We start from the raw sequence: 15846 nt of genomic DNA on the forward strand, positions 1-15846 counted from the left end.
CTTTAATGGAAGCTGTTCACGATGTTCACGGAGAGTCTGTTCATAATGCTTAAAAATACTCTAAAGTGTATATACATATATAGTCATAAAAAGTTTTTTAAAACAGTATTAATATATAGAACAGTTTGAAAATAAACCTATGCAGGAAAATTTAAGTAAGGATTAGAGAAAGGACGGTAAAAATGATAAAAACCGAAAAAGTGGAAGAAATAGGCGCAAGGTATACGGAAATCAAAAAAAATGTATACCTGATTGTAAGTCTGGCCTTTATATTTACCATGTTTTTTAACGAATCGGGAGCAATTATTATACCGTACCTAGTGGAAAAATTTAAACTTTCGTCCGTACGGGCAGGCTTATTTTCTGCAGTATCGATGTACGTTGCTGCTTTTGCATCACTTCCGATGGGGATACTGGTAGACTATATCGGACCTAAAAAGACCTTGACCCTTTCCTATGCCTTAATAAGTACAGGTTCATTATTATTCGTGGTTTTTAAAGACAAATATACCGGTCTGCTTTTTGGGAGGGCTATACTGGCGCTGGGGTTTTCTGCTACGGTGCCCAGCGTAATAAAGCTAATTGCGTTATGGGAAAGTAAAGAAAGATTTGCCTATGTGAACAGTTCTATCACTGCTATAGGAAGATCAGGAGCAATGCTTGCTACAACGCCCCTCGCTTTAATGCTTTTAAGATTTGGGTGGGGTAGTAGCTTTGTAATTTTAACAATCTTATCTATAGTCATTACATTTTGTGTTTTCACTTATATAATAGACAATCCCTATGAAAGAATTAACAACATTGAAGAAAAGGCTGTAAAGGTTTCGAATCCCTTAAACGGAATAAATTTTCTTGTTCGAAATAATCAGTTTTGGCTGTTCATTTTGTTTTCCATAATAAACATGTCTACTTACTCGGTTCTGTTTTTAAGCTGGGGCGGAGTATTTTTAAAACAGGTTCTGAAAATTGATACGGTAACAGCGGCAAATATATTGCTTACGGGGACGTTCTGCACTCTATTAGGAGCATTTGCAGCGGGATATTTAGCTACAAAATATGGCCCAAAAATTATAAACATCCTTGCCCATTCTTTAACAATAGTTTTTCTCGCTCTACTGGTATTAACATTAAAAAATATTCCGGTATTTTTGCTGTATATCATTTATGGAGGATTCAGCTTCACCACTTCCTGTGTAATAAATTGTAACACCGCATTATCAAGAATACTGGCTGGCCAAAAGTACATTGCCTCGGCCGGCGGCCTTAACGGCCTTTTTACATCGGTAGTCGGAGGAGGATTGATGACCCAGCTGTGGGGGTATTTGATAAACAGGGGCGGAGGGTACAATTTAAACAGTTTCTTTTTGGCCATTAATATTCAAATTCTCCTGACAATAGCAGGGTTAGCGGCCATATTCTTTATTAAAGAAGAGCCAATTATTAAGGAAGGGGATTAGAATGAAGGATATTAAATTGGGGGGTGGGAAAAGGTTATCCATAAGCTAAAAATTTTTAAATGGGGGTGTTAGAATGGCTTTCAAGACGGCAGAAGAACTTGCGAAGGAGCGACTTACCAGGATTGAAGCTGCGATCAACCTTGAGGAGCCAGACAGAGTCCCCTTTTCCGGTGTAGGCGGCGATGTTATTGCTGCCTATGCGGGCATTACCCAGTATGAATATTGTTTTGAGTATGAAAAAACCCGCGAAGCCATAGTTAAATTCCATAAGGATTTTCCCTGTGATTGGTCCTTTGCAGCAGGTTTTACGGGAGTAGGCATACCTCCACTATCTTTTGCTTTTGCGGATTACCCGGATGTAGTCATGGCTACTGGTGCTGCCCTCTACGGTACGGTGCATGATATTTTGAAAGATAAATGTACCAGGTATCCGGGGAGGGAACTGGATGTGGTTTGTTCTCCCCAGTTCATCGGTGGAACTTTTATGCAGCCGGAAGAATATGATCAGCTGATTGAAGATCCTGTGACATTCCTTGCGGAAAAAATACTGCCAAGGGTTTGCAGTAATCTTGAGACACCGCAAAAAGCTATGACGGCAATGGTCAGGCTTGGAATTGAATCCCAAAGACTTTTGGCCTTTGTCCTGGGAGTAACGAAGGATTTGGAAGAACTCGGTTTTCCTTCTATACCTTTTACCCTCGGTTACGCTCCCTTAGATTTAATTGGCGATGGTTTAAGGGATGAAGTGAATTTAATGCTCGATTTAAAAAGGTATCCCGAAAAGGTAAAAATGGCATGCAAAGCGTTGATTGAGCCCATAATGAAGGCAGGGTTGGCATCTAAATCTATCGGGGCGAAATTAGCCTTTATCCCCCTTCACCTGAACGAATACCTTTCGCCAAAGCTTTATAAGGAATTTTACTGGCCGTATCTAAAAGAAGTTATACTGAGATTCTTAGATGAAGGAATTAAATCCTTTGTATTTTTTGAAGGACGCCACGATGCTCATTTAGAAACCATTCTCGAGCTTCCAAAAGGCTGGGGGATAGCATATTTTGAAAAAACCGATGTAAGGAAAGCAAAAAAGCTTTTAGAAGGGCATACCTGCGTAATGGGAGGTGTTCCTGTTAGTTTAATAGTGAGCGGGACACCGGAAAAAATAGATGCTTATGTGAAAAACTTACTGGATGAGGTAAAGCCTGGCGGGGGATTTATACTTGCTCCCAGTGTAGGAATTGCTCCCAAGGATACCCCTTTAGAAAATATTTCTGCTCTTATTGAGGCGGTAGAAAAATACGGCAAATACTAATTTGTCTTAAAATATACAAAAAAAATCATTACCTTTTTTGCAAAATTAAGATTTTGATAATTAAATAAATTTTCTTTTTAAAATATTACAGGAGGTGGTAGTTAAAATAAAAAAGATAATTTTTTGTGATTTAAACTTTTATTTAAAATTTTAATCAATTTAAATAAAACAAAAAGGAGGAATTAAATATGTTAGAGGAACTTTTTAACCGAATAGTGGATATGGACGAAGAAGGGGCAGTATCGCTGGCAAAGGAGTATTTAGAGGGAGGAGGAGATGCGAAGAAGCTATTGGAGACCTGCAGGGATGCCATGGGGGTCATCGGGCAGAAGTTTGAAAAAGGGGAATACTTTCTTTCAGAACTGATACTTGGCGGAGAAATATTCAAGAAAATAATGGAATTCACGCTGCCCAAGATCAAGGGTGGAGAGGAGAAAAAACTCGGCAGGATAGTGCTGGGCACCGTAAGAGAAGACGTCCACAACATAGGTAAGGACATATTCAAGGTATTTGCTGAGGCATCGGGTTTTGAAGTAATAGACATAGGCATAGACACACCGGAAGAAAAATTTGTGGAAGCGGTAAAGGAACACAGGCCCGACATAGTAGGGATGTCCTGTCTTATCACAGCGGGTGTAGCGTCGATGAAGAGGACGGTAGACGCCCTTAAAGAAGCCGGACTCAGGGAAGGGATAAAGATAATAGTAGGAGGCGGAAGGGTAGACGAAGGAGTAAAGCAGTATGCGGGGGCGGATGCCTGGGCAGACGATGCGGCAAAGGGAGTAAGGCTTTGCAAAGAATTAATGGGGATAGAGGGGTGATGGAGGATGGCAAAGACACCGGAGGAACTGGCAAAAGAGCGTTATGATAGGATAATGGCCGCTATCAACCTTCAGGAGCCCGACAGATTACCGCTGGCGGGAGTAGGCGGAGACATTGTCCCGGCTTATTATGGAATAAGCCAGCACGAATTTTGCTATGATTACGATAAAGCTGTAAAAGCAGTAGAAAAGTTTATAAAAGATTTCCCTTGTGACTGGCCTTTTGCGGCCTCGATTTCCGGTTTGGACGGCAGGGTATTCTGCATGGCTTTTGCCGATACGCCGGACATTGCTTTTAATACCACATTTATTACCGGTCCAATGCACGATGTCCTTGGAGACAAATATTATAGATACCCGGGCAGGGAAATATCGGCTGATGCTTCGCCCCAATTTATCGGCGGAGTATTTATGGATCCCTCGGAATACGACCAGCTGATCGAGAACCCGGTAAAATTTATCGCGGAAACCATCTTACCGAGAGCCTGCAGAAATTTAGCAACTCCCAAGCAGATGATGGCCACCATGGTCAAATTTGGCATAGAGATAACGAGGTTCGGTGCATTAATGGGTCAAATTGGAGCTATTTCTGCACAGCTGGGATATCCTTCCATTGGAATAGGCGGAGCTTATGCACCGCTGGATATAATAGGAGACTTTTTGAGAGGCCCTGAAAACACTTTGCTGGATATCAGAAGATACCCCGATAAGGTTAAAAAAGCCTGCGAGGCAATGGTAGAACCAATTGTAAATTACGGATTGGAAGCAAAAAAATACGGTATAAACCTTATATTTATACCGTTACATCTTAATGAATACTTATCGCCGAAGTTGTACAACGAATTTTACTGGCCGGGATTAAAAGAGGTAATACTAAGGCTTGTGAATGAAGGAATGAAAGTTTTTGTATTCTTTGAAGGACGCCATGATGCCCATTTAGAGACAATTCTTGAACTTCCAAAAGGCTGGGGTGTGGCGTATTTTGAAAAAACGGACATTATAAAGGCTACAAAATTATTGAAGGGACATACCTGTATTATGGGAGGCATTCCGATTAGCCTGGTAGTTGGTGGAACTCCCGAAAAGATACACGAGCACATAAAGAATTTAGCCGAGCAGGTAAAACCCGGCGGAGGATTCATATTAGCACCGAGCGTGGGAACAGCTCCGAAGGATACCCCGCTGGAGAATATTGCGGCTCTTTATGAAGCAGTAGAAAAATACGCTTAAAAATGAGGCGGTCACCGGTTATAAAAACGGTGACCGCCGTTTAAAAGTAAAAAAAGCGCATTAAAAAATCAGAAAAAGATAAATATTAAAAAAGTATAAAAAATAAAAAGAAAGGGTGGGTATGGTGGTTAAAAGTAAAACCAGTACTGTTGTGGCGGTAATGTCGGTATTCTTTATAGCCATGGGTATAGGCACCATAACCCCTGCACTTCAAAACATTGCAGAAGCATTCCCGAATCTCCCCTTTAGCACAATTTTATTGGCATCTACGTTACCTTCACTGTTTCTGATACCCGCAACTGCATGGTCAGGAATGGTTGCAGGAAGCAAGGTGGGATACAGAACCCTGCTTCTACTTGGTAGCCTTCTTTTCGCATTAGCAGGTGCTGCCCCGTACTTTATGAACAATTTTACTACAATACTAATTGCAAGGGCACTGTTTGGAATCGGCCTTGGTATCATATCGCCCCTTGGAACAGCCTTGATTTTAGGACTTTTTGAAGGACAGCAGAGGGCTAATATGTTAGGACTTTCAGGGGTTGTTATGAACTTGGGCGGCATAGTGCTTCAGATGCTCGGCGCGGTTATGTGCACAATTAGCTGGAGGCATGCTTTTCTACCACACTTACTGGCGCTTATCACCTTTTTTATGGTTCTTTCCATGTTGCCGGAACCTGAAAAAAGAAAAGAGGATACAGCGGCAGGAAAGGATAAAATGCCAGGCGCCGTATATTTAATTGGAGCACTCTTTGGTGTTTCTATGATGTTAAATTACCCGATGCTGGTAAATATGTCAACAATTATTATTACTGGCAATCTGGGCGATGCGGCCTCAGCTGGAGTAGTGCTGTCAATGTTCACGGTTGGAGGGATGATTGGAGGGGCGGTATTCGGAAAACTTCACCAGTATATAAAACTTAATGTCATTCCATTGAGTTTAATTATTATATCCCTGGGTATGGGGAGCGTATTTTATGCGAGCAGTTTAATTATGCTGACAGTAGGTTCAACTCTTGTAGGTTTCGGGTTCAGCATATTGATGCCGGCCGTAATGATGATAATAGGGTCGATCGTTCCTCCAGCTGCTTTTGCCTCAGCTTCCGGTATGCTGATGGCTTTTATGAATTTAGGAGGCTTTATATCCACTTATTACATTGCACTACTTTTAAACATAAACAATTATATACGATTCCCTATATTTGTAGCAATGGTAGTATACGCTGTAAGTGCAGTTGTTTTTTATACATTAATAAAAGCAAGGAGTTCGAAATCTATAACACCGCCTGTTAATTAAGATTTTAGGCTATAAATCAATAGTTGGGGTGGGCATTTTACTCAAATGCCTACCCTTACTTTTTTTACGAACTATGCCTTGTACTACCGTAGATAACTAATGGGGATATGAAGAAGACAGGGATTTAATACTAATAAAAAAAGTATCTTAATAAAAAATTTATAAAATAAATACTCATTAAAAAAATAATTTTAACTTTATATAAATTTAGCAATTGATTTAAAAAATAAAATATTATAAAATTAAATGTGGAATACATGTAAATACAAATATAAATTTTTTAAAAAATTTGACATGTATGAGTTAGGGGGTGAAATTTAATAAGGTTCATTTTATTATTAAAAATATTTAGAAAAGGAGGGAGTTAATGTGAAAAAGCCGTTGAGTAAAGCCCTGAGGACATTTTACGGTTTGGGTGACTTTGGTTTTTCTTTAATGACAAGCGTGGAGCTTTACCTGTTTGTGTTTTTCCTTACAAATGTGGCAAAATTTTCTCTCCCGATGGTGGCATTGATAGGTTCGGTAACAAGTATCGTTGACGCTATCCTTTCTCCTTTTTACGGCGCAATAATTAGCGGTATGAAACCCCTAAAATGGGGGAGAAACCGCTCCTGGATGCTAATTGCGCCACCCTTTGTAGTAATTCTTTATATTTTCCAGTTTACGAAAATTGGACCCGAATCCCTGGCTGCATTTATAGTTTGCGCCGGGTTTATTTTAAGCCATATCGCATGGAATATACCCTGGGTAGCCAACGTTTCGCTGATACCTGTTCTTGCTAATAATCCGGAAGAAAGGGCTTTGCTTGCATCAAGGAGGGCAACATACACCGCATTAGCTGGTGTGGTATTTTCTTATACGGGGCCACCGCTGGCCAATTACCTGGGAAAAGTTACGAATAATCCTATAATGGGTTATTCGATGCTTGCAGGTATAATGGCATTTGTAATGATGATATGCTACTGGACGGTATTTAAATTAACCGAAGGTTACGAGCCCACCGAAGCACAGGGCAAAGCATCTCCTGCCGGACAAAGGGTATCCTTTAAAGGTATGCTAAACAGCCTTGTAAAAAATCCGCCCTTGATAGTTTTATTGTTATCGGACTTTTTAAGGTATATGGTAAATTTCATTATGACCGCCGCGGCTGCCTATTATTTTACATATGTAGCCCAGAATATGTCTTTGTTGCCCATGTACCTGTTGCTGGGTAGCATTGCCCAGGTAATAGGTGCGTATATTGCCGGTCCGCTGGCAAAATCCCTATCCACAAGGACTGCTTCCATAGTCGGTTTATTCGGGCTCGGTATTGCTTTGATCTTATGCAAGTTTGTAGCAATGAATATTACTATGTTTTTTGTGGTGGTGCTAATAGCCAGGGTATTCCTCGGATTACTGGCCTCCGTCATGGTAAGCTTGTATTCCGACGTTTCTATATTCGCCCAGTGGAAAACCGGTGAGGATGCATCACCTTTTGTTATGGGTTTAATGAATTTATCTTTAAAAACCGCGATCATTTCAAGGGGTACAATTATTCCCTTCGTGCTATCTACAGCAGGCTTTGTTTCGGGAATTAAACCCCAGGAAGCAACCATGGCATTGAAAAATGCGGTGGTAAACGTGTTCGTATTTATTCCCGGCGTATTTGCTTTGGTGTCAGGAATTATACTTGCAGTAGGCTATAAACTTACCAGAGAAAAACTGGTGGAGATGCAAAATGAAATTAACCAGAGAAAGGCAGAAGCTTCCGGAATGATCAAATAAGTAACATTGGCGGGCGTAAATAAAACAAAGAGGAGGAATAAATATGTTAGAGGAACTTTTTAACCGCATAGTGGATATGGACGAAGAAGGGGCAGTATCGTTGGCAAAGGAGTATTTAGAGGGAGGAGGAGATGCGAAGAAGCTATTGGAGACCTGCAGGGATGCCATGGGGGTCATCGGGCAGAAGTTTGAAAAAGGGGAATACTTTCTTTCAGAACTGATACTTGGCGGAGAAATATTCAAGAAAATAATGGAATTCACGCTGCCCAAGATCAAGGGTGGAGAGGAGAAAAAACTCGGCAGGATAGTGCTGGGCACCGTAAGAGAAGACGTCCACAACATAGGTAAGGACATATTCAAGGTATTTGCTGAGGCATCGGGTTTTGAAGTAATAGACATAGGCATAGACACACCGGAAGAAAAATTTGTGGAAGCGGTAAAGGAACACAGGCCCGACATAGTAGGGATGTCCTGTCTTATCACAGCGGGTGTAGCGTCGATGAAGAGGACGGTAGACGCCCTTAAAGAAGCCGGACTCAGGGAAGGGATAAAGATAATAGTAGGAGGCGGAAGGGTAGACGAAGGAGTAAAGCAGTATGCGGGGGCGGATGCCTGGGCAGACGATGCGGCAAAGGGAGTAAGGCTTTGCAAAGAATTAATGGGGATAGAGGGGTGATGGAGGATGGCAAAGACACCGGAGGAACTGGCAAAAGAGCGTTATGATAGGATAATGGCCGCTATCAACCTTCAGGAACCCGACAGGGTACCCTTAAGGGGCTTTGGAGGGGACATTGTCCCGGCTTATTACGGAATCACTCAAAAAGAATTTTGTTTTGAATATGAAAAGGGTATAAAAGCTATAGAAAAATACCTTACGGATTTTCCTTTTGACTGGCCCTCAGCGGCAATTACCGGTCTGGACGGCAGGGTATTCAGCGTAGCTTTTTCGGAATACCCTGAGGTAGCTGTGAATACAACTTTTATCACCGGTCCCATGCATGAAGTCCTGGGAGATAAATACTACCGTTTTCCAGGTATGGAAATAGCCGAAATTGCATCTCCTCAATTCATAGGCGGCACTTTCATGCAGCCCGATGAATACGACGAACTCATAGAAAATCCGCCGAAATTCGTGGCGGAGAAAGTCCTGCCAAGAGCCTGCAGGAATCTCGATACTCCGCAAAAAACCATGGCAACCATGGTAAAACTGGGAATAGAATTTACGAGATTCGGTTCTGCGGGAAGAGAAATTGCAGGAATTGCTGCAAGGCTTGGATATCCGTCCATTCCGATGGGCGGTGCTTATGCACCTCTGGATATCATAGGAGACTTTTTAAGGGGAATAGAAAACGTTCTTTTGGATATCAGGAGGTACCCGGATAAAGTTAAACAGGCTGCGGAAGCTCTGGTCGAGCCAATAATAAATTATGCCCTGTCCTTCAAAAAAAGAGGCTTTAAGTGGGTTATGATCCCGCTGCACCTCAATGAATATCTTTCGCCGAAACTTTATAATGAATTCTACTGGCCGACATTGAAAAAGGTAATATTAAGATTACTGGAAGAAGGAATGCAGTCCCAGGTGTTCTTTGAAGGACGCCATGATGCCCATCTGGAGACCATTCTTGAGCTTCCGAAGGGCTGGGGTATAGCCTATTTTGAAAAGACAGACCTGGTAAAGGCAAAGAAGGTATTAGAAGGACATACCTGTGTAATGGGCGGAATACCGATCAGCCTAATAGTCGGAGGAACTCCCGACAGCATAAAAGAATATATAAAAAACCTCATTGAACAGGTAAAACCGAAAGGAGGAGTTATCCTCTCTCCGAACATAGGAACCGCTCCAAAGGAAACCCCGATAGAAAATATCTATGCATTAATCGAAGCAGTAGAAAAGTACGGATAGGATTAAAAAAACACCGGTGGGGATTAACCCACCGGTGTTCATATAAATTTAATAATTTATTATGGTAAATATGTTATAATATTTATTAAACTTAGAATTTACAACATTTTATCAGTTTAAGGTGGTGCGGTAATGGGAAAACATCTTGTAAAATTTATTCCGGATAATATAGAAGTAATGGTAGAAGACAACGTTAAATTAAAAGACGTAATTGTACAAAATGGTATAAAATTTGAATTCCCCTGTGGTGGAGTAGGTAAGTGCAAAAAGTGCACGGTAGATATTATAAAAAATGACCGGAGGATAAATACATTAGCCTGTCAGGTAATAGTAAAAGAAGATTTAGTGGTGGAAATTACAAGGAAGGATAAAAACTACAGCATTCTTGATAAGGGAAAAGAACGCAAAGTAGATGTGCAGCCGGTTATAAGGAAAGTGAAGGTGAAAACTCCAAATCCCTCCTTAGAAGACAACAGGGATGACTGGAGCCGGGTAAAAGAAAGCTTGGGGATAGAAATAACAGGTGTTAAACTTAATGTACTGCAGGAACTTCCGGAGAAAATCCGGGATGGTAATTTTGAAGCAACCCTTATCTTTTATGGAGACGAAGCAATTGCCGTGGAAAGTAAGGATACCACGGAAAGGCTTCTTGGGATGGCTTTTGATATCGGTACCACCACCCTGGTAGGGTATTTAATGGACCTAAATACAGGAAAGGAACTTACCCATGTTTCCTCGCTTAATCCGCAAACCAAGTACGGCGCGGATGTAATATCAAGGATAATATACGCCTCGCAAACGAAAGAGGGCCTAAAGAATCTTCATGAAGAAGTAGCTGTAGAGATGAATAATCTAATAAAAAAAGCAGCAGAGGATACGGGGTATAGACCTGAGGATATATATGCGGTCACGGTTGCCGGAAACACTACCATGCATCACCTGTTTTTTAAAATACTCCCCCGGTATTTAGCCAGTGCCCCTTATGTTCCTGTAGTAAAAGACAGCTTAACGGTTGATGCTTCGGAAATTGGCATTAAAATAAATCCCGCGGGGAAGGTTATAGCATTACCCAACATCGCAGGCTTTGTAGGGGCCGATACGGTGGCGGCTGCCCTGGCAGCCGAGATGGATAGGGCGGAGGAATTAAAGCTTTTGATTGACATAGGTACAAATGGAGAAATTGTGCTTGGGACGAAAGATAGGCTTTTTGCCTGCTCTACGGCTGCCGGTCCTGCCTTTGAAGGTGCTCATATATCCTGTGGGATGAGAGGGGCCACCGGGGCAATAGATCATATTACAATTGGTGAGGATTATAAATACACGGTAATAGGAGATACCATGCCGGCAGGAATTTGCGGGTCCGGGTTACTGGATGCGGTAGCGGAACTTTTAAAAATAGGAATCGTGGATAAAAAGGGAAGAATTTTAAGACCTGAGCAGATAACAGACGAGATCGGGATGCTTTATAAAGATAGGATTAGAAATATTAACGGTATAATGTCCTTTATACTTGAAAATGAAACTTCTACGGGCAAACCGGTATATATAAATCAGAAAGATATTCGTGAACTTCAATTGGCAAAAGGAGCTATTGCAGCCGGAATCCAGGTTCTCTTAACGTTATACGGGGCGAAAGTAGAAGATATTAAGGAAGTACTGCTTGCGGGGGCCTTCGGTAACTATTTGAAACCCGAAAGTGCATGCAAAATTGGGTTGATTCCCCGGGAGCTGGAAGGAAAAATCAAAGGGATAGGTAATGCGGCAGGGGTGGGTGCAAAATTAGCCCTTTTATCCAAACATGAACTGGAACGGGCAAATCAGCTTTCTAAAAAAATTAAATATGTGGAACTAAGTGCGGTAAAAGAATTTAACAGCTTTTTTGCAAATAATATTGGGTTCTAACAAAAATTAAATAAAAATAGAAAAATAAAAAAATATTGACAAAAGTTGAGAAAAATGATAACTTTTAAGATGTATATACATGTTATATATTTTATAGAAGGAAGGGATCATTATGATAATAATTGGAGAAAAAATAAACGGGACGATTCCATCGGTGGGACAGGCGATTCAAAACCGGGATGAAAATTTTATCCGGGATTTAGCGATAAGGCAGGCGGAAGCGGGTGCCGATTACATTGATGTTTGCGCCGGGACATCACCCGAGGAAGAACTGGATACCTTAAAATGGTTGATGGATATCGTGCAGGATGCGGTTGATAAACCTCTCTGCATCGACAGCCCCAATCCCAGGACCATAGAAGCGGTTTTCAAGTACGCTAAAAAGCCCGGGATTATAAATTCCGTTTCGGGAGAAGGGGGAAAATGCGAAGTAATCTACCCCTTAATCCAGGGGACACCCTGGCAGGTAATAGCCCTTACCTGTGACGACAGGGGAATACCTTCTGATGTGAACACCCGGGTGGAGATATCAAAAGTGCTGATAGAAAAAGCATTGAAGTACGATATTCAGCCGGAGAGAATACATATAGATCCTCTTGTAATATCGTTACCCACGGATAATCTGTCTCTGCTGAAATTTGTTGAAACAATGAACATAATAAAGAAAATGTACCCAACGGTTAAAATTACCTCCGGCTTAAGCAATATTTCCTTTGGCATGCCTTACAGGAAAATAGTAAACATGTGCTTTTTAACCATCGCCGTTTTTTCCGGTATGGATTCAGCTATTATGGATCCGTGCAATAAAGATATGCTCGCGGCGGTACTGGCAACAGAAGCCCTTATCGGAAAAGATAGATACTGCAGGAAGTACAACAACGCTTACAGGAAGGGATTAATAGGAGTGAAAAAAGAGGGTTAAGTGATAAAATTAAAGTACCTGTCGTCTCGGGACGGCAGGTATTCTTAATTATTAATTGGAAGGGAAGCTTTGTATGTATATTGACTCTCATATACACATTGCATTGATGGGGGAACGCACAAAGGAATACCGCGACAAGATCCTTAAAGGAGATTTGTTTCCTTTACTTGAGGTTCTAAAAAATTACAAAAACAAAAACATAATTTATTTAAGGGATGGAGGAGATAGATACGGCATATCTTTAAAGGCAAGGGAACTGGGGAAAGAGCTTGGAATAGTTTTAAAAACTCCTGTTTACGCCTTTTCAAAAAAGGGGAAATACGGTAATTTTCTCGGGATACCCATATCGGGGATGGACGATTTTAACAGAGAATTCAATAATCTTCTCAAATTAAAGCCGGACCATTTTAAACTAATTATATCAGGAATCGTGGATTTTAATTGCCCCAACAGAGTTACCGAAGAACTAAATTTTAAATTCGATGAAATATATTATATGATACAAAAAGCAAAAGATAAAAACCTCAGGGTAATGGTGCACGCGAATTCTTCAAAAGCGGTGCAGGCGGCAGTAAAAGCCGGAGCCGATACTGTGGAGCACGGATACTTTATTTTAAAAGAAGAATTATATCTAATGGCGGAAAATGATGTTATCTGGGTACCCACTCTTTCACCGCTGGGGAACTTAATTGAAAAGGAAGATAAAAAATTTAAAAATCAGCTGGAAAATATAAGAAGGATTTATTTGAAACATATTGAAAATATAAAAGAGGCTTTTAAAATAGGTGTAAAGGTAGCTGCCGGAAGTGATGCGGGTACTTACGGGGTGGACCACGCAGAAGGTTTTTTTAATGAAATAAATCATTTAAAAAAAACCGGGTTAGATGAAGCAAAGATAATGGATATAGCTGTTAAAAACGGGATAAGGCTTTTTTTATAAAAAATCAAAGAAAAAAATTTAAAATAACAAGACTTTGAAGAAAAATCCGAAAAATGGTATAATACCTCATAGGCAAATAAACATGAGGAGTGTTTATATGGAAAGGCTGCTGGATAAGTCCATTGTGAAAGCGGTGGAGGAGCTCAATGAGGATAATGTACTCATGCTGGTAAAAAACTCCTTGGAACAGGGGGTAGATCCTTTTTATTTATTGAACTTGGTGAAAAAAGGAATGGACAGGGTAGGCAAACGATATGAAAATAAGGAGTATTATATTGCAGACCTTATTATGGCAGGTATTATATTTAAAGAGGTACTAAATATTATTAAAAACACCGATGTATTCAAATACTCCCAGAAGATGTTCATGGGGAAAGTGGTTCTCGGCACGGTTAAAGGGGATTTGCACGACATAGGGAAGGAAATTTTCAAGGGGCTTATGGAGGCCAGCGGTTTTAACGTGATTGACCTGGGGGTGGATGTGCCAAAGGAAACCTTTGTGAAGACCGTTGAACTCTACAGGCCGGAAATCGTAGGCATGAGCAGCGTCCTAACCTTTACAGTTGATTCCATGAAGGATATAGTAGATGCCCTGATTGAGGCGGATTTAAGGAAGGACGTATTCGTAATTGTGGGAGGAAGTCATTTGAATCAGGAGTTATGCCGGTATATAGGTGCTGATTATTTTACCAATGACGCATTAAAAGGGGTAAAAAAATGTAAGGAATGGATTGAAAAAATTAAGAATAAGGAGATGCAAAAATGAAGCTGCCGGTATATCTTAAAATTGCTGCAGATATTAGAGAAAAAATTTTAAAAGGGGAATTACGACCGGGGGATGCGATATACTCCGAGCACGAGCTGTGCCGGGAATACAATGCGAGCAGGATGACCGTCAGAAAAGGGCTTGCCATATTATTAAACGAAGGGTATATATATTCCATTCAAGGCAAGGGAAATTACGTAAAGGAACCGGAACACGACAAATACGTGCTTTATTTCAATGAGATAAAAAGCATTACCGGAAAAGTAAATAATATGAAACTTTTGAAGGCGGACATTATAAAACCTCCCGGAGATATATGCAACCTTTTGCAGATTTCAGAAAGCAAAAATGTGGTTTTAATAGAAAGGCTTTTCTATGAGGACGACGAACCTGTGGCTTATGATAAGAAATTTTTGGTTTATTTTAAAGGTATGCCCATCATTGAAAAAGAATTAATCTTTTACACCTTCCCCGAACTTGTTGCAAAAAGCTTTGATGTTTACACTATGAAAAAGGAGCTAACCATTTACGCTAAAATGCCCGATGAATTCCTCAAAGATAAGCTAAAAATATCTGAGATAATGCCCCTAATGGTGGTAGAGCAAAAGCTCTACAATAAAGATAACAGGCCCGTAGGTTTCGGTACAGTATATTTTAGAGGAGATTATTTTAAATTATTTGCACAGGCTTCACTTTCGGATGATAATAACAAAAAATTAGTGAAAGAAAATTTTTTCTCTCCATGAGGAGAGAATTTTTTATATTGAATCAGGGTTAAAAGTCAAGTAATATAAAACTGAAATTATATTGGGAAAGGAGAACTGGAATGGAAAAAGATTTTATACATAAGCTGCCTGTGGCGGTTACCGTATGCGATAAAGAAGGAAAAATAATTTATATGAATGAAAAATCCTGTGAAACCTTTAAAGAAGATGGAGGGAAAGACCTTATAGGGAAGAATGTTCTGGACTGCCATCCCAAAGGGGCCAGGGAAAAATTAGAGCACATGCTTTCCAAAGGGGGAAAAAACTGTTACACCATCGAAAAAAAAGGTGTAAAAAAATTGATATATCAAACCCCCTGGTATGATGAAAAAGGAGAATACGCCGGCTTTGTGGAACTTTCTTTGGAAATTCCCATAGATATGCCTCACTTTGTCAGGGGCTGAAAATGGGTAAAAAATCCTTTAAATTCGGGGTTGACAGAATAATTTTTTTATAGTAGTATTATATTTGCTTTTGCAAATTCCGAGCCATTAGCTCAGTCGGTAGAGCACCTGACTTTTAATCAGGGTGTCCCGCGTTCGATTCGCGGATGGCTCACCATTTTAAGTGGCCCCGTGGTCAAGTGGTTAAGACACCGCTCTTTCAAGGCGGTAACAGGGGTTCGACTCCCCTCGGGGTCACCATTTTGTATTTGTATTAAAACCTAATAATATTGACTTGAAAAAATTATCTGATATAATTATCTTTAGAAAAATTAAACGGGCGGAAGTAGCTCAGCGGTAGAGCATCGGCTTCCCAAGCCGAGGGTCGCGG

14 protein-coding genes and 2 tRNA genes are annotated in these 15846 nt (G+C 40.6%); all 16 read left to right on the plus strand.

Annotation, left to right across the window (positions count from 1 at the left end):
- Nucleotides 1–182 precede the first annotated feature (182 nt).
- Complete coding sequence (locus tag ACPLOV_RS11055; RefSeq protein WP_424911168.1) at nucleotides 183–1457, plus strand: MFS transporter; 1275 nt, start codon at nucleotides 183–185, stop codon at nucleotides 1455–1457.
- A 73-nt stretch (nucleotides 1458–1530) separates the two neighbouring features.
- A complete protein-coding gene (locus ACPLOV_RS11060) occupies nucleotides 1531–2766 on the plus strand; it encodes a uroporphyrinogen decarboxylase family protein (RefSeq protein WP_424911169.1) in 1236 nt (411 codons plus the stop codon).
- A 188-nt stretch (nucleotides 2767–2954) separates the two neighbouring features.
- On the plus strand, nucleotides 2955–3587 hold the full coding sequence (locus ACPLOV_RS11065; protein ID WP_424911170.1) for a cobalamin B12-binding domain-containing protein: 633 nt from the start codon (nucleotides 2955–2957) through the stop codon (nucleotides 3585–3587).
- 6 nt (nucleotides 3588–3593) lie between these two features.
- Nucleotides 3594–4817 (plus strand): uroporphyrinogen decarboxylase family protein, encoded by a 1224-nt coding sequence (locus tag ACPLOV_RS11070; protein ID WP_424911171.1) that lies wholly within the window; start codon nucleotides 3594–3596, stop codon nucleotides 4815–4817.
- Between the two features lie 124 nt (nucleotides 4818–4941).
- Entirely contained in the window at nucleotides 4942–6111 is a 1170-nt protein-coding gene (locus tag ACPLOV_RS11075) for an MFS transporter (RefSeq protein ID WP_424911173.1), read from the plus strand.
- A gap of 369 nt (nucleotides 6112–6480) precedes the next feature.
- On the plus strand, nucleotides 6481–7875 hold the full coding sequence (locus ACPLOV_RS11080; RefSeq protein ID WP_424910023.1) for an MFS transporter: 1395 nt from the start codon (nucleotides 6481–6483) through the stop codon (nucleotides 7873–7875).
- 43 nt (nucleotides 7876–7918) lie between these two features.
- On the plus strand, nucleotides 7919–8551 hold the full coding sequence (locus ACPLOV_RS11085; protein WP_424911170.1) for a cobalamin B12-binding domain-containing protein: 633 nt from the start codon (nucleotides 7919–7921) through the stop codon (nucleotides 8549–8551).
- Between the two features lie 6 nt (nucleotides 8552–8557).
- The gene (locus ACPLOV_RS11090; protein ID WP_424911174.1) at nucleotides 8558–9778 is read left to right on the plus strand and encodes a uroporphyrinogen decarboxylase family protein; all 1221 of its coding nucleotides are present in this window, start codon (nucleotides 8558–8560) and stop codon (nucleotides 9776–9778) included.
- 132 nt (nucleotides 9779–9910) lie between these two features.
- Nucleotides 9911–11680 (plus strand): ASKHA domain-containing protein, encoded by a 1770-nt coding sequence (locus ACPLOV_RS11095; RefSeq protein WP_424911175.1) that lies wholly within the window; start codon nucleotides 9911–9913, stop codon nucleotides 11678–11680.
- A 112-nt stretch (nucleotides 11681–11792) separates the two neighbouring features.
- Nucleotides 11793–12602, plus strand: coding sequence for a methyltetrahydrofolate cobalamin methyltransferase (locus ACPLOV_RS11100; RefSeq protein WP_424909819.1), 810 nt, complete (start codon nucleotides 11793–11795; stop codon nucleotides 12600–12602).
- A 73-nt stretch (nucleotides 12603–12675) separates the two neighbouring features.
- Nucleotides 12676–13542 (plus strand): amidohydrolase family protein, encoded by an 867-nt coding sequence (locus tag ACPLOV_RS11105; RefSeq protein WP_424911176.1) that lies wholly within the window; start codon nucleotides 12676–12678, stop codon nucleotides 13540–13542.
- Nucleotides 13543–13639: 97 nt separating this feature from the next.
- The gene (locus ACPLOV_RS11110) at nucleotides 13640–14308 is read left to right on the plus strand and encodes a cobalamin B12-binding domain-containing protein (protein WP_424909817.1); all 669 of its coding nucleotides are present in this window, start codon (nucleotides 13640–13642) and stop codon (nucleotides 14306–14308) included.
- A complete protein-coding gene (locus tag ACPLOV_RS11115) occupies nucleotides 14305–15054 on the plus strand; it encodes a GntR family transcriptional regulator (protein ID WP_424911177.1) in 750 nt (249 codons plus the stop codon). Before ACPLOV_RS11110 ends, ACPLOV_RS11115 begins: the two co-directional genes overlap by 4 nt.
- 80 nt (nucleotides 15055–15134) lie before the next feature.
- Nucleotides 15135–15476 (plus strand): PAS domain-containing protein, encoded by a 342-nt coding sequence (locus ACPLOV_RS11120; RefSeq protein WP_424911178.1) that lies wholly within the window; start codon nucleotides 15135–15137, stop codon nucleotides 15474–15476.
- An 81-nt stretch (nucleotides 15477–15557) separates the two neighbouring features.
- Nucleotides 15558–15633: transfer RNA gene (locus ACPLOV_RS11125), tRNA-Lys, on the plus strand.
- An 8-nt stretch (nucleotides 15634–15641) separates the two neighbouring features.
- Nucleotides 15642–15716, plus strand: a tRNA-Glu gene (locus ACPLOV_RS11130).
- The last annotated feature ends 130 nt before the right edge of the window (nucleotides 15717–15846 follow it).

This window comes from Thermovenabulum sp. (genome assembly GCF_049723235.1).
In the GTDB taxonomy this organism is placed as follows: domain Bacteria; phylum Bacillota; class Thermosediminibacteria; order Thermosediminibacterales; family Thermosediminibacteraceae; genus Thermovenabulum.